The sequence below is a fragment of the Mycobacterium sp. E802 genome (assembly GCF_001666875.1).
Classification (GTDB): domain Bacteria; phylum Actinomycetota; class Actinomycetes; order Mycobacteriales; family Mycobacteriaceae; genus Mycobacterium.
In genome coordinates, this window is the sequence record NZ_LZJD01000124.1 from 1 (window position 1) to 23,453 (window position 23,453).

Annotated in this window: 21 protein-coding genes and 1 pseudogene; 17 read left to right on the forward strand and 5 right to left on the reverse strand. The window is 62.4% G+C overall.

What is annotated here, in order from left to right; all coding sequences use genetic code 11:
* The 14 genes and pseudogenes from A5699_RS18270 to A5699_RS18335 all read left to right on the forward strand — a co-directional run.
* Positions 1 to 359: pseudogene (locus A5699_RS18270) on the forward strand (hypothetical protein); the annotation flags it as partial.
* Between the two features lie 11 nt (positions 360 to 370).
* On the forward strand, positions 371 to 1,411 hold the full coding sequence (locus A5699_RS18275; protein ID WP_067771796.1) for an SDR family oxidoreductase: 1,041 nt from the start codon (positions 371 to 373) through the stop codon (positions 1,409 to 1,411).
* Positions 1,408 to 2,646 carry an aspartate aminotransferase family protein gene (locus tag A5699_RS18280; RefSeq protein WP_067771799.1) on the forward strand — a complete coding sequence of 413 codons (1,239 nt, stop codon included), beginning with the start codon at positions 1,408 to 1,410 and terminating at the stop codon, positions 2,644 to 2,646. Before A5699_RS18275 ends, A5699_RS18280 begins: the two co-directional genes overlap by 4 nt.
* 25 nt (positions 2,647 to 2,671) lie before the next feature.
* Positions 2,672 to 3,133 (forward strand): type II toxin-antitoxin system RatA family toxin, encoded by a 462-nt coding sequence (locus tag A5699_RS18285; protein ID WP_067771802.1) that lies wholly within the window; start codon positions 2,672 to 2,674, stop codon positions 3,131 to 3,133.
* Positions 3,130 to 4,137, forward strand: coding sequence for a DUF2156 domain-containing protein (locus A5699_RS18290; protein WP_067771805.1), 1,008 nt, complete (start codon positions 3,130 to 3,132; stop codon positions 4,135 to 4,137). Before A5699_RS18285 ends, A5699_RS18290 begins: the two co-directional genes overlap by 4 nt.
* 12 nt (positions 4,138 to 4,149) lie before the next feature.
* Positions 4,150 to 5,550 carry an FAD-binding oxidoreductase gene (locus A5699_RS18295; protein ID WP_082957773.1) on the forward strand — a complete coding sequence of 467 codons (1,401 nt, stop codon included), beginning with the start codon at positions 4,150 to 4,152 and terminating at the stop codon, positions 5,548 to 5,550.
* Positions 5,547 to 6,938 carry an NAD(P)/FAD-dependent oxidoreductase gene (locus A5699_RS18300; RefSeq protein ID WP_082957774.1) on the forward strand — a complete coding sequence of 464 codons (1,392 nt, stop codon included), beginning with the start codon at positions 5,547 to 5,549 and terminating at the stop codon, positions 6,936 to 6,938. Before A5699_RS18295 ends, A5699_RS18300 begins: the two co-directional genes overlap by 4 nt.
* Before the next feature lie 5 nt (positions 6,939 to 6,943).
* Positions 6,944 to 7,843 (forward strand): alpha/beta fold hydrolase, encoded by a 900-nt coding sequence (locus A5699_RS18305; RefSeq protein WP_067771974.1) that lies wholly within the window; start codon positions 6,944 to 6,946, stop codon positions 7,841 to 7,843.
* The gene (locus A5699_RS18310; protein ID WP_231965756.1) at positions 7,840 to 8,736 is read left to right on the forward strand and encodes an alpha/beta fold hydrolase; all 897 of its coding nucleotides are present in this window, start codon (positions 7,840 to 7,842) and stop codon (positions 8,734 to 8,736) included. Before A5699_RS18305 ends, A5699_RS18310 begins: the two co-directional genes overlap by 4 nt.
* Positions 8,729 to 10,519 carry an NAD(P)/FAD-dependent oxidoreductase gene (locus A5699_RS18315; RefSeq protein ID WP_067771807.1) on the forward strand — a complete coding sequence of 597 codons (1,791 nt, stop codon included), beginning with the start codon at positions 8,729 to 8,731 and terminating at the stop codon, positions 10,517 to 10,519. The genes A5699_RS18310 and A5699_RS18315 overlap by 8 nt, the downstream gene beginning before the upstream one ends.
* A gap of 8 nt (positions 10,520 to 10,527) precedes the next feature.
* A complete protein-coding gene (locus A5699_RS18320) occupies positions 10,528 to 11,871 on the forward strand; it encodes a cation:proton antiporter (protein ID WP_067771810.1) in 1,344 nt (447 codons plus the stop codon).
* Positions 11,868 to 13,226: a cytochrome P450 gene (locus A5699_RS18325; protein ID WP_067771814.1), complete on the forward strand. Its 1,359-nt coding sequence runs from the start codon at positions 11,868 to 11,870 to the stop codon at positions 13,224 to 13,226. Before A5699_RS18320 ends, A5699_RS18325 begins: the two co-directional genes overlap by 4 nt.
* Positions 13,223 to 14,047 (forward strand): SDR family oxidoreductase, encoded by an 825-nt coding sequence (locus A5699_RS18330; protein WP_067771817.1) that lies wholly within the window; start codon positions 13,223 to 13,225, stop codon positions 14,045 to 14,047. Before A5699_RS18325 ends, A5699_RS18330 begins: the two co-directional genes overlap by 4 nt.
* A 40-nt stretch (positions 14,048 to 14,087) precedes the next feature.
* Positions 14,088 to 15,221, forward strand: a complete 1,134-nt coding sequence (locus tag A5699_RS18335) for an NDMA-dependent alcohol dehydrogenase (protein ID WP_067771820.1) — start codon at positions 14,088 to 14,090, stop codon at positions 15,219 to 15,221.
* Between the two features lie 71 nt (positions 15,222 to 15,292).
* Here the strand turns inward: A5699_RS18335 and A5699_RS18340 are convergent, their stop codons facing one another.
* A complete protein-coding gene (locus tag A5699_RS18340) occupies positions 15,293 to 15,952 on the reverse strand; it encodes a helix-turn-helix domain-containing protein (RefSeq protein WP_067771823.1) in 660 nt (219 codons plus the stop codon).
* Between the two features lie 1,722 nt (positions 15,953 to 17,674).
* A complete protein-coding gene (locus tag A5699_RS18350; RefSeq protein WP_067771828.1) occupies positions 17,675 to 18,448 on the reverse strand; it encodes an SDR family oxidoreductase in 774 nt (257 codons plus the stop codon).
* A 52-nt stretch (positions 18,449 to 18,500) separates the two neighbouring features.
* Between A5699_RS18350 and A5699_RS18355 the strand changes: the two genes are divergently transcribed.
* Positions 18,501 to 18,836 (forward strand): helix-turn-helix domain-containing protein, encoded by a 336-nt coding sequence (locus A5699_RS18355; protein WP_082957775.1) that lies wholly within the window; start codon positions 18,501 to 18,503, stop codon positions 18,834 to 18,836.
* A 52-nt stretch (positions 18,837 to 18,888) separates the two neighbouring features.
* Here the strand turns inward: A5699_RS18355 and pip are convergent, their stop codons facing one another.
* Positions 18,889 to 19,866: a prolyl aminopeptidase gene (gene pip, locus A5699_RS18360; protein WP_067771834.1), complete on the reverse strand. Its 978-nt coding sequence runs from the start codon at positions 19,864 to 19,866 to the stop codon at positions 18,889 to 18,891.
* A 75-nt stretch (positions 19,867 to 19,941) separates the two neighbouring features.
* Entirely contained in the window at positions 19,942 to 20,484 is a 543-nt protein-coding gene (locus A5699_RS18365) for a GNAT family N-acetyltransferase (RefSeq protein WP_067771837.1), read from the reverse strand.
* A gap of 195 nt (positions 20,485 to 20,679) precedes the next feature.
* On the opposite strand from A5699_RS18365, the gene A5699_RS18370 reads away from it, so the two are divergent.
* Together A5699_RS18370 and A5699_RS18375 are read left to right on the forward strand one after the other, a co-directional pair.
* Positions 20,680 to 21,462 (forward strand): maleylpyruvate isomerase family mycothiol-dependent enzyme, encoded by a 783-nt coding sequence (locus A5699_RS18370; protein WP_067771840.1) that lies wholly within the window; start codon positions 20,680 to 20,682, stop codon positions 21,460 to 21,462.
* A gap of 112 nt (positions 21,463 to 21,574) precedes the next feature.
* Positions 21,575 to 21,970 (forward strand): hypothetical protein, encoded by a 396-nt coding sequence (locus A5699_RS18375; RefSeq protein ID WP_157561326.1) that lies wholly within the window; start codon positions 21,575 to 21,577, stop codon positions 21,968 to 21,970.
* A 414-nt stretch (positions 21,971 to 22,384) separates the two neighbouring features.
* Here A5699_RS18375 and A5699_RS18380 read toward each other — a convergent pair whose 3' ends face one another.
* Positions 22,385 to 23,290 (reverse strand): SAM-dependent methyltransferase, encoded by a 906-nt coding sequence (locus tag A5699_RS18380; protein ID WP_067771846.1) that lies wholly within the window; start codon positions 23,288 to 23,290, stop codon positions 22,385 to 22,387.
* Positions 23,291 to 23,453 lie beyond the last annotated feature (163 nt).

A 23,453-nucleotide genomic window follows, 5' to 3' on the forward strand; every position in this document is an offset into this window, starting at 1 on the left:
TCTCGACCCGCGACGTTAACGCCAGCTGGTCTGTATCAGATGCAGTCGGGCAGGTCATCGCCCCTTCGACGACCGCGATGGCTGCCATCGAGAACATTGCCCGGCAGGTGCCCGAATCCGCACGCACACAGGAACTTCTCGTCGCCACATTGCTAGCGAGGTACGCCGTTCAAGACGTTATCGCGGCGGTGGTGCCCTATGCCACTGAACTGCTGGGCGGTCTGAAATTCATGGGTTCGGACGACATCGGGTACCTCGCAGCAGCGGTCAACGGCCTGGGATTCCATCCGCCGTCACGAGCGCGTATGACCGGTCCGCTAGCCCGGTACTTCGCCGGGGCCCCCCTTCAGATCAGTTAAGGAGTTCACGAATGACTTGGCGGAAAAAGACGATCCTGGTCACCGGCGCCTCCGGCGTGGTGGGAAGAGCTTTGATCGACGAGCTGGCAGGCGATTTCGACATCGTCTGCATGCGCAACCGGACACCGGTCGCCGACGTGCGGGTCAGCGAATTCGTAGGGTCCTTCGAACAGCCCATGCTGGGCATGTCCTCAAGCGACTATGCATTACTGGCCAGGCGTGCCGACGCCATTGTCCACGTAGCAGCCGCGACCAGTTGGAAGGAAGACCCGGCGCGGATCCGCGAAGTGAACCTCGGCGGGCCGCGTGCATTGCTTCAGTTGGCCACGGTAGCCGATGCTCCGCTGTACTTCTTGAGCACCGCGTTCGTGGCCAACCCGCCGGCACCCAATGGACATTCACCGGGCGCGGCGGCCTACGTACGGTCGAAAATCGATGCCGAGCAGCTCGTTCGGGAGCACCCTGCCCGCACCGTGATTGTGCGACCGTCCATCGTATCCGGGGACTCGCAGAGCGGCCGAATGGCCGGATTTCAGGGGCTTCATGCTGTGCTGGGCGCCATCGTGCGGGGCAGCGCACCCATGCTGCCGATGCCCGAAGATGCGCTGATCGACTTCGTGCCACAAGATCTGCTGGCTGGAGCCCTGGGCCAGATGCTGCGAGAGGGAACCGATCAAGGCGAATACTGGCTGACTGCCGGCCACCATGCGTTACATGCTCTCGAGATCCGGGAGATGTGCATGGGGATCGCCTCCGACATCGGACTCTCCCCGCCCACACCGCGATTCATCCCGGGGGAAGCCGTGGACAGACTGATTCTACCGCTGCTCGAGGACTCGCTGCCGCCGTCGCTGCAAAGCAAGTTCCGCGACCTACTCGAATTCGCCTGGCTGTTTCAGACCAGCGAGCCGCTTCCCAACTCGCACGCAGCACTGGGGTTACAGGAGCGCATCACCGGCAGCGCCCTGCGGCGCTCGTTGACGAAATCGATGATGTACTGGGCAGCTGCAAAAGGCCTCATCGCTGGTGGGCGCGACGAGCAGGTCGCATGACCGCCACAACCATCGTCACCACCCACACCGAGGATCTGTGCCGCGCGCATCAAGGTTCGGGGAAGGCCACGTTGGGACGCCTGCTCGGCGGCATGCAAGAGGTGGCCTCCGAGGGTGCCTGGTTGACGATGTCCAACGGTGGCCGCTACCTGAACTTCGGCGGCCACGGCGTCTACCTGCTCGGCCACCGACATCCCAAAGTTGTTGCCGCAGTGAAACACCAGCTCGACAATCACCCCATGGCCACCCGTGTGTTCTTCGATCCGGTAGCCATCGGCGCCGCTGCGGCGTTGTCATCGGTCACGCCCCACGGGCTTGACCTCGTGCACTTCGTCAACTCAGGTGCTGAGGCAGCCGAAGCGGCGATCAAGCTGGCGCGCGCACACGGAAAGACCGCATTGGTCACCACCGACCGGGGCTTCCACGGCAAGACGCTGGGTGCGCTGAGCGTCACCGCGAACCCTAAGTACCAGCTACCCTTCGAACCTCTGCTGCCGGGCGTACGTAGCGTCCCGTTCGGCGACATCGAGAGCCTGGACGCCGCGCTGGCACAAACACGGGGGCGCGGATGCTTCATCGTCGAACCGGTCCAGGGCGAGGGCGGGGTCAACATTCCTCCCCGTGGCTACCTGCAGGCCGCCGCCGAACTCTGTGCACGCCACCAGGCGCTGCTGATCCTCGACGAAATCCAAACAGGCCTCGGGCGTCTGGGTACTTGGTGGGGGGCGGACCCTGAAGCCGTCATCCCCGACATCCTGTTAGTCGGAAAAGTGTTGTCCGGCGGCGTGGTTCCGGTAGCCGCCATGGTCGCCACCGCACGAGTCTATGAACCTTTTGGTGAGGATCCCTACCTGCACTCTTCTACCTTCGCCGCCTCACCGGTGGCATGCGCTGCCGCCGCAGCAACGGTGCAGGTGCTGCGCGAGGACGGTCTCGTTGAGCAGGCAGCCACCCTGGGAACCAGACTCATGCACGATCTCGGGGACCTGCTGCGCAACCACGGCCTCGATGGCCGGGTACACCTGCGCGGGCGCGGGCTGCTGATCGGCATGGAGTTCAACGACCCCATGGTCGTCGGTGAGCTCTATCTGGGGCTCGTCGAGCGCGGTGTTTTGGTCAACCACTCGCTCAACTCCTCAACCGTCCTGCGTCTGACACCACCGGCCATCGCCTCCGACACTGACCTCGACCACTTCATGTCCGCGTTCGAACACACGATCACTGACGTTCTGTGAACGACTCTGTGAAGGAGAACAATTCATGCCCACCATCGAACTAGCATTCCACTGCGAGGCGATCACCCCGGCCGCCGCCTTCGACCGGATCCAAGACTTCGAAAGCTATCCCCGATACACCGAAGCGGTCGTATCGGTGGACATCGAAGACAATGACCCGCACGCGGTGATCTCCGTATGGACGGTGCGGTTCCGCAAGGGCCTGCTCCGGTGGACCGAACGCGACGACATCCGCCGCGACGTTGCCACGATCGACTTCTGCCAAGTCAGCGGCGACTTCAAAACTTTTCAGGGCTCGTGGCGGGTCCGCGAAGAAGAACAGGGCGCCACGATCGTGTATTTCACCGCCGAGTTCGACCTCGGAATGCCTTCTCTTGCAGAGCTACTCGATCCCATCGCCGCTGCCGCGCTGGCCGAGAACATCGAGCTGATCCTGGGCGGACTATTCGGCGCGGTCCGTCAAGTCGACCCGACCATCGCAGCATGACTCAGACGACGCACGACGCACTGGCCATCCTGGAAAACCAAGGACAAAGCGCATCGGCGTTCCTGTCGCTCAACGCGGGGAACAAGTACTTCACCGTCGATGAGGCGGCAGGCATGATCACCTACCGTCCAGTCGGGCGGCAGTGCTGGATCCAGTTCACCGGACCTTGTGCAGCGACCGACGCTGACCGCGCCGTTCTGACAGAGGCGTTCGCACAGTCGGCTGCGTCACAACGCAAGCGCATCATCGCCGTGCAACTGTCCCGACACGACGCCGAACGCGCCGCCAACGACGGTTGGGTCGTCAACCAGTTCGGGTGCACCTACAGCATCGACCTATCCCAGTTCAGCCTGCGCGGTCAGAAGTTCGTCAAGACCCGCAACATGGTGGCGCGTTCGCGCCGGGAGGGCGTGCATGTCGTCGAGGCGACCGCGGACATGCAGCAAGACCTGCGATTCGCCGAACAACTCGACCGCATCGACCAGCAATGGCTACGCAATAAAGGCCGCCATGTCAAGGAACTACGTCTGATGGTTGGCGAACGCAACGACGCCGTACAGGATCATCGTCGGCTCTTCGTCGCGATGCTCGGCACCCACGTCGTCGCCTACATCTCGTTCTCGCCCGCCTATGGCCCGCAGCCAGGCTGGCTCTACGACCTCACTCGCCGCTTGCCCGATGCTCCGCCGGGTGTCATCGAGCACATCTTCGTCGAAGCAGCCGACGTGCTTCGTGCTGGCGGGGCCGAATGGATCCATCTCGGCCTCACGCCATTCGTGGGAATCGACCCCGAACACGAACTGCCAGGCGCCTCCAGCCCGATTCTGAGCAAGGCAATCTCGCTGATACGTGAGCGCGGCGCCTTCCTCTACCCAGCACAAAGCCAGCTGGCCTTCAAGCTGAAATGGCGTCCCCACCAGATCGAACCCGAATACATCGCCTTCCCGGGCCGAATACGCCTGCGGGACATGTGGTGGCTGGCACGAGCAACCAATTCACTCTGAGGACAGGACACAATGGTAGACGCGACGAGGTGCCTCGACACCGCACCGATCTGGTTCCAGATATCAGAGTTCGTCACCCCCAAGCCGCAGCTCAACGGCACTGTTGAGACCGACCTGGCCATCATCGGCGCCGGCCTGGCAGGACTGGCGACAGCGTATTACGTGTCCAAATATGCACCAGGACTGTCGATCACAGTCTTGGAAGCTGGGCGGATAGGCGCGGGGGCGACCGGCGGATGCACCGGCATCGTCAGCCCCGGCTTGAAGATGGCGTTGCCCCAGTTACGGCGCAAGTACGGAGACGAAGGGGCGCGCGCGGCATTTGACGCATCCCAGCACGGGGTCGACCTGCTCCGTCAGATCGTCAACGCAGAACACATCGACTGTGACCAACGCGATGAACCGCACACACTCGCCGCGACGACCGTCGGCCAAAAACACCGCATGCAAACACATTTGAAAGCACTGGCTGAGCTGGACCGCGGCGTCGACTGCCTCAGCGACACCGAACTCACTGAACGGGCCGGGCCAGGATTTTTGGCTGGATTGTCCTACGACAACACGATGTTGGTCGATCCCTACCAATTGCTAGTGGGCTTGACCGACACCGTCATCACTCTTGGCGTCACCGTGTTCGAACAAAGCCGCGCCTTAACGATGGAGCCACTGGCCACCGGACGCGGTACGCGCGTCAGCACGGCGACAGGCTCGGTCGTCGCGGACAAAGTGCTGCTCGCCATGGACGGCTATGCCCACGATCTCAACCCGTTCCCACACAGCGTGGTGCCCATCCGCGCGCACGTTCTTGCCACCGAGCCTTTGACCGCCGATCAGCAAGAACAACTGCAATGGAACGGCCGGGGCGGAGTGATCGACCAGCGCAACTTCTTCAATTACTACCGGATGTCGGCTGACGGCCGCCTGGTATTCGGCGGTGGTCCGGTGATCGTGCCCACCGGGGATCCAGTACCGGATTCACGAAGTGCCGACGCGGTCCAGCAACGGCTTTATCGCGAGCTGACAGAGCGATTCCCAGCCCTCGCGGGTGTCAGGGTCAGTGCCCGATGGTCGGCATTGGGCGCCAGCACCCAAGACCGCTTACCGATGGTTAGTACCGTTCCCGGATACACCGGCGTCTACCACGCGGGTGCGTGGTGCGGACATGGGCTTGCCCTCGCTGTCGACGCGGCGTGGAGGTTCGCCCGACAGCTCGGCGGGCACCCTGCTGAGACGCTGCCATGGTCGCGGCGGCGCGCGCTGTCGATGCCGCGTCCAGCATTGTATTTCGGAACCAAGGCGTATCTGAAGCTGCTCGATTTCGCCGATCGACGTGAGGGCCGAGACATCGCCGTCGCCGTACCGCAACCATCGCCGAACAAACCCGCCGCGACGAGAAAGGTCGCCCTGTCATGACCGAACAAGCGATCAGCCGCGAACCCGACGTCGACGCGAGCAAGGACCGCGCGGAATCGCCACCCAAAAAGACACCGGCGCCTGTGACATCGAGCAGCGCCACGGCTGCTGTCACACACGAGCGCGCAGACATCATCATCGTCGGAGCCCGCATCGCCGGCTGCGCACTGGCCATCCGCATGGCTGACGCCGGTAAATCGGTGATTCTCTTAGACCGCGGCGAACGCGAAACCGATGTGCTGTCAACCCATTACCTGCAAGATCTACGGCTGTGGGACGAGCTCGACATCCTTAACGAGCTTCACGCTCTCGGAGCGCCGCCGCTGCACGCCACCCGAACCGTCATGGACGGCGTGGACATGTCCGTCCGCCATCCGCAGTGGCCTCGCATGTGCGTCCGACGGATTCTGCTCGATGAGATGCTGCGCAAGCGCGTGGAACGCGCGCAGGTCAACGTGCGCACAGGCATGTCGGTCACCCGGCTGCTCACCGAGAACAACGGCAGAGTGCGCGGCGTGGTCGCCGTGGATCCTGACGGCAACCAGCATCACATAAGTGCGCCCCTGGTGGTCGGCGCCGACGGTCGAAACTCCACAATTGCCCGGCTGGTCGGTGCCGCCAAGTACGCAGTGACGACCAACGACCGTGATGCGATCTGGCGGTACTACGCCAACTTGCCTGTCCCGCATGAGTTTCAGCTCGTCCGTGACGGCCGCCAGATCTACTTCATGGTGCCCTGCGATAGCGGCATGACCCTCGTCGTGGCGCAACCTCCCCGTGATGATCCGCGCGACTACCGGGACAAAAAGGTGTTCGAAGAGAACGCCCAGCGCATCATCCCAACGCTGCAAGGGCTGTTTGACCGCGCGCAACAGGTGGGCGAAGTCTGCGCGGTGCGCAGGATGGACGGCTTCTTCCGCGAGGCCGCCGGCGAGGGCTGGGTACTCGTCGGCGACTCCGGGCACTTCAAGGACGTCATCACCGGACAGGGGATCTCCGACGCGTTACGTCAGGTGCGGTCGCTGTCGGCGCATCTGACACCGGCTTACGGAAGCCCACGCACTATCGATGCGGCTACCGCCCGGTGGTGGGGACACCGCGACGCGGACGCACGACCGATGTACTTCTTCTCCCGTTCCATCGGTTTGGGGCTGCCGACAAATTCGATCGACGTCGAACTCTTCCGCTATATCAGCCGGTCTGAACGGCGCCGCCGGAATCTCACCTTGATGCTTCGGCACGAGTACAACCCACGGCGCCTGATGGGGCTTCCGGCAGCTGTCTCCTTTGCCCGCGCAGTCTGTCGCCCAGGCAACTCCTTCTCAACGGTCTTGGCAGACGCGCAAGCTTCGATGTACCGCCAGTTCGGCCGAAAGCAGGCGAGGTGACCACGATGACACCCAAAGGATGGCAACGCACCTGGTGGCGCGACAGTGCTCTAGGCGCCGAAGGATCGAGGCGACTTGCGAAGGGGGCGGTCCGTTTCTTCGAATCCGGGCAGGGCGAACCCGTGGTGTTCGTACACGGTGCGCTGGTCAATGCGAACCTCTGGCGAAAAGTCGTGCCCCTCCTCGCCAAGAAATACCGGTGCATCACCTTCGACTTACCGTTCGGCTCTCATGACCACGGCCTGCCCGCAGCCGATGTGTCGCTGCCCGGGCTGGCGAGCCTCGTCGCTGATGCCATTGATGAGCTTGGGTTGATCGGCACGACGATCGTCGCCAACGATACCGGGGGCGCAGTGGCGCAATTGGTTGTGGCCCAACGTCCTGAGCTCATAGGCCGCCTGGTGTTGACATCGAGTGATGCCTACACCGATTGCCCGCCACGCGAATACATTCCCATGAAGTGGATCGCCCGCGTCCCAGGCGGACTCCTGGCCTTGCTGACACCGCTGCGCCTCCGTGCTCTTCGGCGGCTGCCCGTGGCGCATGGCTTGCTAACCCGCCGGCCTATCGACCATCGTGCGGCCGACACCTACGTATTGCCGGCTGTGCTGGATAAGGCTGTCCGCAACGACCTACGCCGGGTCTTGGACGGGTTGCAGTCGCGCTACACCGAGGCCGCTGCCCGTCATTTCGGACGGTTCACCCGCCCGGTTCTGATCGCGTGGTCGAGCGAGGACCGATTCTGTCCGATAGCCAACGCCCACAGGCTGAAGAGGGACTTCCCCAACGCGAACCTCGAGTGGATCTCGGATGCCTACACGTTCGCTCCAGAAGACCAGCCAGCCAAAATCGCCGAACTCGTCACACATTTCATTGAATCGAACGCCCTGGAGGTCACCTCGTGATTGATGAAGATGCCCGCCCGTGGTGGCGCCACCGCAGCCTCGGAGAACGACACCGCCTGACGTTGTCCTCTGGTGAGATCGCCTACTTCGACGTAGGAGCTGGTGAGCCGCTGATTTTCCTGCACGGCCCGCTGATGAACAGCAACGTCTGGCGCAAGGTCGTCGCCACGCTAGCCGGGCGGTATCGCTGCATCTGCATCGACCTACCGTATGGGGCTCATCAGACGCCCATGCCGGAGGCGGATCTGTCCTTCCCTGGGCTGGCCGGCCTGGTGGCGGAGACGTTGGAAGCTCTGGGGATAAGTGCCGCCACCGTCATCGGAAACGACGGGGGCACGCCGGTAGCTCAGCTTCTGGCCGTCACCCGCCCCGACTTGGTGGCACGACTGGTGCTGGCGTCCGGCGGGGCTTACGACAACGCCCCACCTAAGCGCTACCGCCCCGTACTGAAGGTCATCGCGCATTCTCCCGGCGCGCAACTGTTGATGTTGGGGCCGTTGCGCATCCGGGCGTTGCGCGCGCTGCCGTTCTCCTATGGATGGCTGACCCGGCGCCCGATTGAACCGGCGACCTCGGACTCATGGGCCTTACCCGCCATCGTCGACGGTGAGATCTTTACCGACCTTCAACGTATGCTGCGAAGCCTCGACAGTCAGGACGTTCTTTCCGCAGCAACGCGTTTCAAGGAATTTCACGGACAGGTTCTGGTGGTCTGGTCACCTCAGGACCGGACGTTTCCCGCAGCCCATGCCGAGCGGCTGGCGGCAGACTTTCCGAACTCTCAACTTCGCTGGATACCGAACTCGTGCTCACTGCTGCCTGAGGACAAGCCGTTCGAGCTCGCCGAGCTCATCACACAATTTTTGAAAGAAGAGGTGAACACCCATGCTTAAGGCATCGAGGCTCGACGTAGAGGGCAGCCGGGAGTTCGACGTCGTCATCGTCGGCGGTGGCATCGGGGGCAGCACTTTGGCGACCATTCTGGCTCGCCACGGTGTGCGGGTGGCCATCATCGAGGCCGGGGGGCATCCGCGATTTGCGATCGGGGAATCGACGGTACCCGAGACGATCGTGGGGCTGCGCGTCCTAGCTCGCCGATACGACGTGCCGGAGCTCGGATTTCTCGCCGGTCATCACACCCTGCGACGCAAGGTGAGTGCTAGTTCAGGTGTCAAACGCAACTTCGGATTTGCTTACCATCGTGAAGGGGAGCCGTTCCGGCCCGAGGAATGCAATCAGCACCCCACCTGGGCTCCGCCGATCGGGCCCGACTCACATTTCTTCCGCCAGGACGTTGATGCGTACCTCTATCAAGTCGCATTGTCCTACGGCGCCACCGGATTGACCCACACCCCAGTGGTCGCCGTCGACTTCGACGATGACGGCGCCACCATTCGTACAGCCACCGCAGGGGAATACCGCGCACTCTATGTCGTCGATGCTGGCGGCATGCGCAGCCTGCTCGGTGAGCAACTCGGTCTTCGGATCGACCCGGCGCCCTACCAAACCCGCTCTCGCACCATTTTCAACCATTTCGTCGGGGTCGAACCTTTCGACCGGGTGATCGCCCCGCGGCGCGAGCATCGCATGCCCAGCCCCTTCTCCCAGGGAACACTGCACCATCTGTTCGAGGGCGGCTGGGCCTGGGTGATTCCTTTCGACAACCATGTCGGAACCACCAGCCAACTGTGCAGCGTCGGTATCAACCTCGATATCGACATGTACCCGCAACGTGACGGTGAGTCGGCCGAACAGGAATTCTGGGCTCACATCAACAGATTTCCCACGTTCCAGAAGCAGATGCGCAAAGCCTCAGCGGTGCGGGCCTACATGTCGTCCAACCGCAGCCAATTCGCCTCAAAGCAGATCATCGGTGACCGATGGTGCTTGCTGCCCCACGCCTCCGACTTCATCGACCCGCTGTTCTCCAGCGGGCTCGCGGTGACCGTCATGATCCTCAATGCGCTCGGGCACCGCTTGATTGATGCTGTCCGCGAAGATGACTTCTCCACCGATCGATTCGAGTATCTGCAGACCTGGACCAAGAAGTCGTTCGACTACTACGACAGCCTGGTGGCCAATTCCTACACCGCATTCCAGGACTTCGACCTGTGGAACGCATGGTTTCGGGTGTGGTGCCTGGGCACCATGTACGGCGCCAATGCGCAACTGCAGAGAATCATCGAATTCGAGAAGTCCAAGGACACGCAGGTCTTCAACAGACTCGAACAGGCGCCTTACCGTGGCCTGCAGGCGATCGACAACCCGCGTTTCGAGGCGCTGTTCACCCGAGCGTGCGCCGCAGTTCAGGCCGTCAAAGACAAGGAGATCGACTCCCCGGAAGCTGTCCACCGCATCCACGCAGCATTGCGGGAAAGCGGGCTGGTGCCCTCGTCGACCTGGACAGGGTGGCGCGCTCTGGACCCCGATAGTCGGCTTCCCACAGGCACGTTCACCCTGCTGAGCATGACACGCGTTCTGCTTTGGGGGCGCTATGGAAGCCCCAGCCATGTTCGGGGTACCTACTTCACCGGCGGATTCGCCGATGTCAGTAAGGAGGCCGCACGGTTGACCCTGGCCGAAGTGCGGGCAGGCGCGTCTGTGGCCGCCCAACCTGTTCGCGATATGCTGACCTACCGCAATAAGGACTGGCGACACGTCGGCGGAATCCTGTAGGCGCGCAGATGACTTCCTCGGTCAACCTCATCGCCCCCCTGACCGCGCACGCGTTGCTTGTCTTCCTCATCCAGCTTGCGGTGGTTCTCACGGCTGCGCGATTGTTGGGTGGATTAGCGCTGCGATGGGGATTTCCCGCGTTGACCGGCGAGCTTCTGGCCGGCATAGTCGTTGGCCCGACAGTTCTGGCCCACGCCCTCCCGGGGCTGTGGAACTGGCTGTTTCGGGCCGACGGCATACAAACGCACCTGCTTGACGCCGTTGGGCAACTCGGCGTCCTGTTGCTGGTCGGCCTCGCCGGCATCCAGCTCGAGACCCGCGGCTTTGGTCGCAAGGCGCGCAGCGCAGGCATGGTCAGTTTCTTCGGGGTAGTCATCCCGTTTGCAGCAGGATTGGCGATCGGGTTCGCGCTGCCGGAACCCATTCGTCCCGAGCACATCAGCCCTAGCGTGTTTGCCCTGTTTCTGGGGGTCGCGGTCTGCGTGACCGCGATCCCCGTAATCGCCAAGACGCTCATGGAACTGAAGATGACTCACCGCAACGTCGGGCAGCTCATCATGACCGCAGCGATGATCGACGACCTCTTGGCGTGGTTCCTGCTTGCACTGGTGTCCGCCGTGGCCACCGCTGGAGTCCTTCACGCCACAGCGATCCTGCTACCTCTGGCCGCGCTGGCCGCGGTCGTCCTGTTCGCGATGACGATCGGGCGATTCCTTGCGCAGCGCATCGTGGACTGGGTAAGTCGCTCCGGAGATTCCGGGACGATCGGAGCCACTGTCGTCGTCCTGATCATCGCGAGCTCGGCGGTGACCCAGGCGATGAAGCTGGAAGCTCTGCTCGGCGCTTTTGTGATCGGCATCGTCCTGGGACGTACTCGGCTCGAACCCAAGGCGATCGCTCCGCTGAACACGGTCGTCCTATCCGTCCTCGCACCAGTGTTCTTCGCCACTGCCGGCCTGCGAATGGACCTATCGGCACTGGTCAAATGGCCTGTGCTGCTCGCCGCGATCGGTGTTATCGGTACAGCGATCATCGGCAAGTTCCTCGGCGCGTTCCTCGGAGGCAAACTCAGTGGACTGAGCCGCCACGATTCCTTTGCGTTGGGCGCGGGCATGAACGCGCGCGGCGTCGTCGAAGTGATCGTCGCAACAGTAGGGTTGCAGCTCGGTGTACTCGGGCCGGAGGCGTACACAATCCTGGTGCTGATGGCAGTGGTGACTTCCATCATGGCGCCACCCATTCTTCGCCGCGCAATGCGCAAGTCGCAGGAGTCCGAGGAAGAAACGCTGCGGGCCAACCGCATCTACGAAGCCGCCGGCCTGGGCTGCACTATCGAGCGAGGCCGCCGATGACCGTCACCGACCTCTCCGCAAGCCGGGGGCAAGAGTTAAGGCTGCCGCCGGGCCCACGTCTGCCAGCCTGGTTGCAGACGCTGCTGTTCACGCTGGCGCGGCATCGACTCTACCCTGCGATGAGGCGCAAGTACGGCGATACGTTCCTGCTGAAACCGACTGCGCCGTACCGCCACATGGTGGTGTTGGGAAGACCGGAGGACATCAAGACGGTCTTCGCGGGGGCTCCCGATGTTTATCATGCGGGTGAGGGAAACTCGATCATGAGGCCCGCGATGGGCGATCACTCGGTACTGCTCACCGACGAAGACGAGCACAAACGCACCCGCCGTCTACTCGCCCCGGCCTTCACTGGTCGCGCATTGGACGGATATCGCGAGATGGTCACCGAGCGGACCCGCCATGCGGTTTCTAGATGGCCTGTCGGACAGCCACTTAGCGCCCTCGACCGCATGCAAGAGTTGATGCTCGAAGTCATCGTGTCCGTCGTGCTGGGTGTGACGTCCAGGGAGCGGCTTACGCAGCTGAGGCCAGCAATTCACCACATCACCGGCATCGACCCTGTCACGCTGATGGGACTGCATTACCCGCGCCTCCACCGGCTACCGCCCTGGCGTACACACTTGCGGCATCAGCGAAAGTTCGACGAGATCACCTACGCCGAGATCGCGGAGCGCCGCGCCAGCGGCAGCTACCGCACTCGCCACGACGTGCTGTCCCGGCTGATGCAGGTCTCCGATGGCGACAGTGGCCGCGGCCTCGATGATGTCGAATTGCGGGACAACATCATCTCGGTGTTGCTCGCCGGACATGACACCACCGCAGCCGGACTGGCCTGGGCTCTACACGAACTGGTTCGTAACCCAGAGCAACTCGCCGCCGCCCAGCAGGCCGCACTCGATAATGACGACGACTACCTGGCTGCGGTTGCCAAAGAGACCTTGAGGATCAAGCCAGTAATCAACGATGTGGCAAGGCAATTGACGGAACCGGTCCGTATCGGCGAGTACCACTTGCCCGCAGGGATCACTGTCTTGCCAGCCATTGCTCTGGTGCATGCCGATCCGGCACGACACACCGCACCCACCGAGTTTGAGCCGTCCAGATTCCTGGGCCAACAACCCGAAGCCAACACCTGGATACCGTTTGGCGGCGGAGCTCGCCGTTGTATCGGGGCACTCTTTGCCGTGATGGAGATGACGATCGTCTTGAAGACGGTCCTGCAGACCTACGATCTCAGGCCCCATCGCCGTGCACCGGAAACGAGAAAAGCCAAGAACATCATCACCGTGCCAGCACGCGGAGGCCGAATCATCGCAACGCGCCGCTCCGACAGCAAGAAGGACCACACATGACAACATCGACATTCGACGGCAAGGTCTGCGTCGTCACGGGTGCAGGCTCGGGCCTGGGCCGTGCTCTAGCAGAAGGGCTCGCGCGACAAGGAGCTTCACTCGCGCTATCTGACATCGACACAGCGGGCCTTGCTGAGACGACGAGTACATGCCTGGCGTACGGCGTCGGCGTGCGCGAAGACAAAGTCGACGTCACCGACTATGCGGCTATGTTGGCACACGCGGAAGAGGTGGCCGAAGAATTCGGCGGCGTGAACCAGATCTACAACAATGCAGGCGTAGCCTACTTCGGCACCGTGCTTCAAAGCGAGATCGCCGACGTCGCACGCGTCATGGACGTCAATTACTGGGGCGTGGTACATGGTACGAAAGCATTCTTACCGCACCTGATCACCTCTGGCGACGGACACGTCATCAACATCTCCAGCCTCTTCGGGCTCCTGTCTGTAAGCGGCCAAAGTGCCTACAACGCCGCTAAATTCGCAGTGCGAGGCTTCACCGAAGCCCTAGCTCAGGAAATGTACGCTGCGCGAATACCGGTGCGCGTCACTTGCGTTCATCCAGGTGGGATCAAGACCGCAGTCGCGCGCAACGCCGTTACCGCCCGCGACGTCGACTCTGCAGCCATTGCACAAATATTCGATACCAAACTGGCTCGACACACCGCAGACAATGCAGCCGAAACAATCCTCAACGGAGTGTCCAAGCGCCGTACCCGAGTCCTCGTCGGCTCGGAGGCACACGCGTTGGATGCACTCGTTCGGTTGATGGGGCCGAGCTATCAGCGGCTGCTGGTACGTGCTAATCCATTTGGCGCATAACGACCCATCTACAGCCAACGACATCCAGGAAGAGGGAGATATGAAGACCAAAGGCGCTCTGATCTGGGAGTTCAATCAACCGTGGTCGATCGAGGAGATCGAGATCGGTGACCCCGTCAAGGATGAGGTCAAGATTCAGATGGAAGCCTCGGGCATGTGCCATTCCGATCACCACCTGGTGACCGGCGACATCCCAGCGGCGGGCTTCCCGGTCCTCGGTGGCCACGAAGGCGCCGGCGTCGTGACCGAGGTCGGCCCCGGTGTCGAGCACCTCGCCCCCGGCGATCACGTAGTGCTGTCGTTCATCCCGTCGTGTGGTGAGTGTCCGGCTTGCCAGGAAGGTCTGCGCAACCTGTGCGACCTCGGCGCCCTATTACTATCCGGAACGTCGGTGTCTGACGGCACCCATCGCATCCATGCGGTCAAGAACGGTCAGCCCGTCATCCCGATGACCCTGCTGGGCACGTTCAGCCCGTACATGGTGGTGCACAAGAGCTCGGTCGTGAAGATCGATCCGTCCATCCCGTTCGAGGTGGCCTGCCTCGTTGGCTGCGGCGTCACAAGCGGTTATGGTTCGGCGGTGCGTAGCGCCGATGTGCGCCCCGGTGAGGATGTCGTCATCGTCGGTGTCGGCGGCTTGGGCACCGGTGCGCTGCAGGGCGCGCTGGCCGCAGGCGCACGGAACGTATTCGCGGTGGATCCGGTCGAGTTCAAGCGCGACAACGCGCTGAAATTCGGTGCCACGCACGCCTACCCGGACATCTTCTCCGCGATGGCCGGCGTCGTCGAGGTCACCCAGGGTCGGATGGCGCACAAGACGATCGTCACCGTCGGCGAGCTCAAGGGCGAGGACATCGACCACTACATGAACATCACCGCCAAGGGCGGCACCGTGGTGGCCACCGCCGTCGCCAACATGGCCAGCAACGACGTCAAGCTCAACCTGTCGATGCTGACGCTGCTGCAGAAGCGCCTGCAGGGCACCATCTTCGGCGGCGGCAACCCGCACCACGACATCCCGCAGCTGCTGAGCATGTACAAAGTCGGCCGGTTGAACCTCGATGACATGGTCACCCGGCAGTACAAGCTCGAGCAGATCAACGACGGTTACGCCGACATGCTCGAGGGCCGCAACATCCGCGGCGTCATCCGCTACACCGACGCCGACCGCTAATTTTCCGCGTTGACTTAAGCCCTGGGCGTAAGGCCACCCAGCCGCTTCGACGCGGGTGAGATTCGGCTCTGCTATGCGACCTGTGCGTCCAGCTCGAACGCGTCAGCAAGTGCCGTGATCACCTCCGCGTCGCCGTCGACGACCAGCGTCTGGGCGCTGATCGCCTCAGCCAGTGTTAACGAGCCATTGTTGATGGCGATCAGCGTGGCCATGTCGGTGGTGATGGTCGCCTGGGCGCGCTCCGCAGGTCCTGGATGAATCTGGATGGCGCCGTTCTCGATGATGATCTGGAACATCGAACCCTCGACATGCAATTCGTGCTCGCCGTCGGCGGCTGGTGAGCTGGCAGGGTTGAAGCGAGCCGCCATCGCGAAAGCGAGCAGGTTAGCGTTGGGCGTTTGGCTTTCGGTCGGCGTTCCCAGCCGCCGCAATCCCCATCGGGTCAGTCCGAGAAGAGTTGGTCGCAGCATCTCGCCATCGGCGGTGAGTTGATAGACCGCCGAGGCGGCCGGCGGCGGGAGGACGGCTTTCTCGATGACATGTGCTTCTTCGAGCTGCCGCAGTCGCTGAGTAAGCAAACCGGTGCCGATGCCGGACAGTCCGCCCAGCAGGTCGGTGAAGCGTTTCGGGCCCATCAGCAGCTCGCGGATGACCAGCATCGTCCAGCGCTCGCCCAGCAGGTCGAGCGCAACCGCGAGTCCGCAGTACTCGTCGTACGACCTCTTCGCCATGGTGATCTGAATATAACATCTGAATCATCGACTTCAAAAAGAGTATGGACTTCAAAAATAAGAAGTAGTAGCGTCCGATTTATGAACGCACGGATTGCCTCCGCTACCGTGGCCTCCGCCGAGCGTGACACGGTGACTGCGCCGGCGCGTGAGACTGCCCCCACGGTCAACACCCCGACCGCGAAAATTACTGGGCCGGTGGAACATCGACTCGAAGCGCTGCCGCCACATGCGCCATCGTCCCGCAGTCAGGCGGCCCTCGGTCCAGACGCCACCCACCTGAACGCCCCGGAGTGCACGCAACGCACCTCCATATGGGCACGAATCGCCGACATGTTCCACCGAACAGATCACCGCACGATCGAACACGCACCCAAACGTGACAATCGCAAGCAACCGGAACAGCCGGGATGTCCGCAGCGTCCTGATTTCATCGCCGATGCTGCGATGGCTCGCGAAATGTTTCGACTCTGACAAGGTGTTCCGGAGCGTGTGCGCCAAGCGCCAGTGCGCAATTCGTCGTCACCGCGTGGCAAGAGGCAGAAATAGGTCCGCCGCCACCGCATACCGCGCCGCAGTCGAAAACCTCACCACGGCGCCATAATCACGAAACGAAACACCAACCTCCACAAGACCATTCGACTAAACCTGACCCACGCACCACAAAACTTGACTCAATAATCCGGCTTCGCCGGATCTAGCAAGCTAGATAAGTCTGCCGTGCCACTTAACCTCGTTACAGGTACGCGCCCAGTGCTGATCGAGCACGTCGGTGCTGATGTGGCCGAGAAGCCGGTCCCCGTCGTAGTGCCTGCATGGGCGGCCTGTCCACGAGTGGATCTGCTGGTAGACGCTGATGCCGTTGCACTCTTCGCAAACGAACTACAGACCGGTGTCCCAAGACCACCTCGAGTTGGCGCCGAACTTCTCGCCGTCATTCCAACCTGTCCCGGAATCGTGCCAGAATTCGCCGAGAACGCCTGCGGGAGGATGGAACTGACTATCTGCGGCGGAAGACGGGTCGGAGTTGGCTTGGCAGTGGATTCGCGTGGTTCGCCACCCGATCTCGGTGAAGAACGCTGCCCAACGAGCTTCGAGCCGGGAACGATACTCCACGCCCCGGTAGAGAGTGGGATACGACCGCATCGCCTGAGCCTACGGTCCTGGCAACCTCCGCGGGCCGCCTGAAAGGAAGCGGTGCACACCGTCGTCTAATCTCGCGGTGTCTCGCCCCTCTGTGCCCGAGTCTTGGCGGTCTCTAATACGATCTCAATCACATGGGAAAATCACGTTGTCGCATCAGATCGGTTGGCAAACCTCAAATACCGTGGCACCGGACATCGCCGACCGGCTTCTCGCGACCGGCATCGGGTGCCTCGATCGGTGCCATGGGCAACCCTATGACAATGCTCTGACCGAGACGATTCATCGTCACAGTGACGAAATATCAAGATGCCACGCATCTTCGGAGGCGTATCGCCACTAGGTAAGGCTGAGCTCACTCAAACCTGCGCGTAGGAAATGCAGTGTTTCGTGAGACAAACTTCGGTGCAGACGGCGTGAGACAAATCTGACAACCGCAGGTCACAGCCACGGCCATATGCAGCGAAACTTGAGAACCTACATGCACTTTGTAGGTTCTCACGCCGCGTGTCATATTTTCAGCGCTGATGTCATGCGCTTGCCAGCTGTCTCACGTTGATGTCATCAACCAAGTGCCAACTACCCGCCGGACATCAGAGGGTTTGAGCAGTCGGCTAGGTAGTCGTGGCCGCCAACGTAGATGGTCTCGCTGGGGGACGGGTCGTCGACCGCTCGTGCGACTGCGTATGCGAATTCGTTGATTGTCGGCAGCCCGTCCGCCGCCGCTCGACGGGAGATGACCGCTGCGGGATTGCGGCGTTCGAGTAGGCGGACAATGATTGTTCCCTCGATCATGTCCCCAGAGACGACTACGAGTTTGATCCCGCGCTCAGTGAGTAATGGACGCATGCGCCGCAGGGCGTCTTCTCCGGCGCGTTTGCTTGCAGCGATGGGGACGTAATCAGGAGGAACTGGCTTCTCGCCGTGGAAGTGGGCTTGGTGACTGGTGACGAAGACCAGACGACCGCGTACCGGCATCAATGGCAACGCTAGATGCGCTAGGCGCACCTGGGCGTCACAGTTGAGCCGCTGGGCATATCCCGGGTCTGCGCCCCGTTCTAGGCCACCGGATGCGTTGAGCACGAGAGCATCTAGCCGGCCAAACTGCGCTTCGATGCCGGCAAACATCTCGACTACCGCCGACTCATCAACCAGGTCGGCCCGCACGCTCGACGCTGACCCGCCAGCGGCTCGTACCGCCTCCACGACTGCGTCAGCCCTTTTCGCTTTCTCGCGGTAGTTGACGACGACGTGAAATCCCAGCGCTGCCAGCTGGACAGCCGCTTCGGCGCCGATGCCGCGCGAGGCGCCAGTGACGAGCGCGATCCGCCGCCCCGGTTCGCTTTTCCGCATCCAGCCCCTCCTTCGGTCACTTCTGATTTAGCATCAACTATGCTGCTTCTAAATGAGAAGTGCAAATGGTCCTGAGTTTGCCCAGCGTGCCGAGGATCCCGCTAACGCCCCCATGCTGGCGGCGATGGACCTACTGGGACAGCGCTGGATGATGCGCATCGTGTGGGAACTCGAACCCGGCCCTCTGGGGTTTCTCGAATTGCGCCGACGGATGGGAAATTGCTCATCGAGCATGCTGTCCGAGCGGCTGCAACAACTCTCCGCTGCCAATGTCACCGCCAAGTCCGACACGGGCGCTTGGGAACTCACCTTCACCGGGCACGCACTCGGTGCGGCCCTGACACCTGTGTGGGATTGGTCAGAAAGCTGGAAACCTCGCGCCGAGTAGCCAGCAGCGAGGCGACTACCAACCGAGACGAGATCTGATCGCTCTCGTTTCTCTAGTGATGAGAACGCGACGGGTGAAACCGAGCGATGGCGTCAGTGACTGCGGCCTTCATGGCAGGGCTGCCGGTGTGACCGGAGTCCTCAATGATTCTTAGGTCGGCGTCTGGCCAAGCCTGAGCGAGTTCCCAAGCGGTGAGCAGCGGTCCTGACAGGTCGAGACGTCCGTGGATCAGGACTCCGGGGATTCCCTTGAGGTGGTGCGCGTCCCGCAGCAACTGACCGTCCTCGAGCCACGCGCGATGGGCGAAGTAGTGCGTACATATCCGCACGAATGCCAGTCTCGCGGCGTCGGGTTTTGCACTGTACTGACCGGGGCTGCCCAAGGTTTCGTGGGAGATGACGGCGTCCTCCCATGCGCACCAGTCGCGAGCAGCCTGCTCCCGCACGGCGATGTCGGGGTTTTCCATCAGCTGCCGGTAGGCCTCGACGAGGTTCCCGCCGCGGCCTCGGTGGGAAGCCCCCGCGCGGAACCGCTCCCATTCGACCGGGAAGAGCAGACGCACCCCGCCGTAGAGCCAGTCGATCTCTTGGGGGCGGGTCATGGTCACTCCGACCAGGACGATGCCGATCACCCGGTCGGGGTGACGTTGCGCGTAAGCCAGGATCAGCGTCGACGCCCAGGAACCGCCGTAGAGCAGCCAACTGTCGATGCCCAAGTGCTCGCGTAGTGCTTCCATGTCGGCGAGCAAGTGTTCGGTGGTGTTGTGCGCCATGACCGTTGCCGGGTTGCTGGCATGAGGCTTGCTGTCACCGCATCCACGTTGGTCGAACAACACGACCTGAAAAGCTTCGGGGTCGAACCCCTTGTGGGCGCCCCGTGTCCTGCCAGATCCAGGCCCGCCGTGCACGACGAGCGCTGGCCGGCCATTGGGATTGCCCCTGGTCTCCCAGTACACGAGATTGCCGTCACTCACGTCGAGCAGCCCGTGGTCATACACGTGCGGTTCCGGAAACGGTTGGAGTTCAGACACGACCAACCACGCTACCGGCGGCCCAACCCAGCGCAGCCGCGAAGAATCGAGACGGGATCTGATCGCCCTCGAATCTTAAGAATGAGACTGCGAGGTCAGGAGTGACCGCTGATAGCGGACTTCGTGGACGGCATAGTGGCCGATTGAGTCAGTTCGCTCGGTGCCGTCGCAGTGCCACCCGGCACGTTCGTAGAAGTGTCGAGCGCGATCGTTACCCGACAGCACCCACAGAGACGCCATGGCATAACCCTGACTGCTCAGCTGTGTGCAACCAGCGGTGATCAGGCAGCGCCCGATTCCGGAGCCCCACCTGGCAGGATCGACATATAGCGCCCAGATTTCCCCACTGCCCTGCAAGTCGGCGTCGCGGCACCGCCCCGTCGTCACGTGCCCGCAGATCGTCACCCCGTCGATGGCGACCTGGGTGAAGGGACCATCCGGGTTCATCTGGTCGAACCCATATCGGCTAGCCCTGTCTTCAGGCCGTAAGGCATCTAGATAGTCGCTCGGAAGCAAGCCGAGGTAGCCCACTTGCCACGACCGGACATGCGCGTGCGCAACGGCCATCGAGTCCTCGGCCGCAGCCGGCCTTACATATAACGATTCTTTGACGGGCATGGGCTGATCGTGGCAGCACGAGTGTGCAGGCTTCAAACGCATTTCCGCCGGGAGACAGGATGTGAACAGCCTCGTTTCGCTTGTAATGAGATCGCGTGTCCGGGTGGCGTGAGGACGGACCGCGCAGTCTAGAGCGCCCTACTTTAATCTTAAGAATCTCTTATTTCTCTTATATTTTGTGTAGGGTCGCTGGTCATGGACTCAAGCAATGGAGAGGGCGACGACAGGAAGCAGTGTGACAAAACGCCTCAGCTCCTGCCGATCGGCGACGCGGGCGCGGCATATCGTTTGGTCTTCGAACGTGTCGATGCGCTGGTTCGCGGGCGTGCGGGGATCGCTGAGCTGGCCGTACCGGCGTGTCCCGGTTGGAATATCCAACAGGTGGTGGCGCACTTGGCCGGTGTTGCCCAGGACATCGTTGCGCTGAATTTGGAGAAGAAGGGCACCAGCCCGTGGGTGGACGCCCAGGTCGCGCGCCTGGGTGGACGCAGCGTCGATGACTTACTCGACCTGTGGCGACAGTCGCTCGACGAGGTGGCGGCGAACCTGGCCTTTTCATCGAATACGGGGGTATGCCAGCTCGTCTTCGACACCCTGACCCATGAGCACGACATCCGCGGTGCACTTAGGGAGCCGGGTTCTCGTGACGGCGATCTCGCGTTCAAGGCGGCCCTGGGGTTCGTGACGACGATGGGTGACCAATTCATCCGGCAAGCGCAACTGCCCGCGCTGTGGTTGCGCACTCCCACCATCGGCTCCGTACAACTCGGTGACCCACACACTGCCCGCGGTAACGTCGCACTCGGCATCTCGGATTTTGAGGCTTTGCGTTCGTTCGGTGGTCGACGCAGCGTCCGGCAACTGCTGGCACTCCCGTGGGGCGGCGATCCGACGAACTTAATGCCCCTCTTCGCCGACGTGCTTCCTGCTTTCACCAACGGCGGCTTACGACCTCCAGCCGACGACCTCGTCGAATGATCTCCAACGCGGCGCGCCGGCGGACAGATCGGGCTGTGCAACGTCTACAACGATGTTCGCCCGAGATGCTCGATGTGGGCGGACCTGCCAGCGCGGGGAAAGGTGGCGTCGGGTGAATGTTCTTGTTGCCAGGCGGCCTTCACCGCCGCGCGGGGAGAGCGATGTCTGGTCAGCAATGCACGGCGAGATCGTCGTCGCCCCATTTGTGTGCCATGACAACGGCTGCGATTGCGATCACGTACACCAGGGCATCGTCTCGCATGGGTACTCAACCGAGGCCGAGGTACGTGACGTTGCCGCCTCGCCGGAGGATCTGATTGTGGCCTGCCGATCACACCTCGGTTTCACCCAGTGGGCGGCCGTCGTCGAGCACCCGAGTGAATTGGCGACGATGGCCGCCGACCTCATCGAAGACATGAGAGTCGTCGCCGAGCGCTACCCCACCGAAACCGTGCTGCGCGTGACGTTTGATCGCCATATGTCGCAGTGGCGCTACACCGCCATATAGGCGCTGCCACCAGGCCGTCCTCGGGCAGACGAGCCGGTCGAAATCGAAGCCACCGTAACCACACCCGCCAGTCAGGACGCGCGACCGAAACTGTCACATGATCGTGCAGCAGACCCGTGTTAGCGATTGCTGGCATCAATCGCTTGGGGGCTGACTAGCAATCGGCGGTGGGGATCGTCCCCGTCGCAGGACACAAGTGGGGCGCTGCCACGGAGATGGCCTGCCGGCTTGAGCGCTCGATTCGGTTGAGGTACGTGTTGAAGAAATGCCGAAATTCTGAGACAGAATCCTGGTGACATCACGTGAGACAACGTGCATCGCCGCAGGTCAGAGGATCGGCAGATGTCACGGAATCTCAGACCCCACACTAGGTTTCGTCGACGCAACGGCCAACCAGGCGTATGCCGTGCGGCGTCACCCGCGGTGGGCCGACAGGTATTGGTAACTCAGCGTGCCGACGGGAAGGTTCTCAGGTGGTCGGCGGCCCAACTCGGCCATCACCTCGGCGGTGACCTTGCCGGAGGTAGTCCATCCACGTTCGGTCAGCCACTCGGCAATGTCGGCACGGTGGCCCTCGGTGAAGAACAGTTCGTCACTGGAATAGACCTCTGCGCGGGTCGTCTCGTTCATCCGCGCAAACATTGCGCGCAGATTCTCCTGGTTATAGAAGTCGGGCGGATAGATGTCGACCACCAGTCGGCTGCCCGGCGCGCTGAGCCGGTGAACTCGCTCGAACAGTTGGTCCTGACTGTTAGGTGGCAGATACGGCAGGAGTCCTTCGGCCACCCAGTCGGTGGGTTCGTCGGGTTCGAAGCCGGCTGCACTCAGTGCGGCCGGCCAGTCTTGCCGCAGGTCGATAGGCACCGGGCATCGTCGGGCTGACGGCCGCTCGCCCTGCATGGTGTCGGACTTGAACTCGAGCACGCCCGGTTGGTCGAGTTCGTAGACGACGACGCCGGTGCGCCAAGGGAGCCGCCAGGCTCGGGCATCCAGTCCGGCGGCCAGCAGGACGACCTGGTTTGCCGAACCGTCCCGGAGAAAGTCATCGATGAATCGGGTCCGGCAAGCGGCCCCGTTGGTCGAGGCCTGCCGAAATTGTGCGACTGCGGGATCGTCGTAGTCCGCAGAGTGCCAGTCCTGGGTGCCGTAGGGGTTCTGCCAGCCCTTGGCGACGGCGGAATCGATGAAATGCTGTGCAAACGGGTCGGTGAACAGTCGGTCGTCGCGCAGTGTTTCGGCGGCCCGGACCATGGCTGTGGCCAGCGCGGTGCTGCCGACCTTTCCGGCGATGTCCCAGCTGTCGTCTTCGCTTCTGGCCATGTCCGCTCCTCTGTCGGCAGCTGAAGGAGATGCTATTGACGGACGCTATGGAGCCGTAGCGTAGGCAGCTACCTCATTCAGACCGGCGCCCACCGCGGACAGGTGGACATCGTCCGACCCAGTTCGTAGCCTGTCCGAGAACATCGACAGCCGGACCAAGATC

Bases quoted from the DNA above. Each gene is read 5' to 3' on its own strand.
- A5699_RS18275 (WP_067771796.1), top strand. From the start codon at position 371: ATGACTTGGCGGAAAAAGACGATCCTGGTCACCGGCGCCTCCGGCGTG.
- A5699_RS18280 (WP_067771799.1), top strand. From the start codon at position 1,408: ATGACCGCCACAACCATCGTCACCACCCACACCGAGGATCTGTGCCGC.
- A5699_RS18285 (WP_067771802.1), top strand. From the start codon at position 2,672: ATGCCCACCATCGAACTAGCATTCCACTGCGAGGCGATCACCCCGGCC.
- A5699_RS18290 (WP_067771805.1), top strand. From the start codon at position 3,130: ATGACTCAGACGACGCACGACGCACTGGCCATCCTGGAAAACCAAGGA.
- A5699_RS18295 (WP_082957773.1), top strand. From the start codon at position 4,150: ATGGTAGACGCGACGAGGTGCCTCGACACCGCACCGATCTGGTTCCAG.
- A5699_RS18300 (WP_082957774.1), top strand. From the start codon at position 5,547: ATGACCGAACAAGCGATCAGCCGCGAACCCGACGTCGACGCGAGCAAG.
- A5699_RS18305 (WP_067771974.1), top strand. From the start codon at position 6,944: ATGACACCCAAAGGATGGCAACGCACCTGGTGGCGCGACAGTGCTCTA.
- A5699_RS18315 (WP_067771807.1), top strand. From the start codon at position 8,729: ATGCTTAAGGCATCGAGGCTCGACGTAGAGGGCAGCCGGGAGTTCGAC.
- A5699_RS18320 (WP_067771810.1), top strand. From the start codon at position 10,528: ATGACTTCCTCGGTCAACCTCATCGCCCCCCTGACCGCGCACGCGTTG.
- A5699_RS18325 (WP_067771814.1), top strand. From the start codon at position 11,868: ATGACCGTCACCGACCTCTCCGCAAGCCGGGGGCAAGAGTTAAGGCTG.
- A5699_RS18330 (WP_067771817.1), top strand. From the start codon at position 13,223: ATGACAACATCGACATTCGACGGCAAGGTCTGCGTCGTCACGGGTGCA.
- A5699_RS18335 (WP_067771820.1), top strand. From the start codon at position 14,088: ATGAAGACCAAAGGCGCTCTGATCTGGGAGTTCAATCAACCGTGGTCG.
- A5699_RS18340 (WP_067771823.1), bottom strand. From the start codon at position 15,952: ATGGCGAAGAGGTCGTACGACGAGTACTGCGGACTCGCGGTTGCGCTC.
- A5699_RS18350 (WP_067771828.1), bottom strand. From the start codon at position 18,448: ATGCGGAAAAGCGAACCGGGGCGGCGGATCGCGCTCGTCACTGGCGCC.
- A5699_RS18355 (WP_082957775.1), top strand. From the start codon at position 18,501: ATGAGAAGTGCAAATGGTCCTGAGTTTGCCCAGCGTGCCGAGGATCCC.
- A5699_RS18365 (WP_067771837.1), bottom strand. From the start codon at position 20,484: ATGCCCGTCAAAGAATCGTTATATGTAAGGCCGGCTGCGGCCGAGGAC.
- A5699_RS18370 (WP_067771840.1), top strand. From the start codon at position 20,680: ATGGACTCAAGCAATGGAGAGGGCGACGACAGGAAGCAGTGTGACAAA.
- A5699_RS18380 (WP_067771846.1), bottom strand. From the start codon at position 23,290: ATGGCCAGAAGCGAAGACGACAGCTGGGACATCGCCGGAAAGGTCGGC.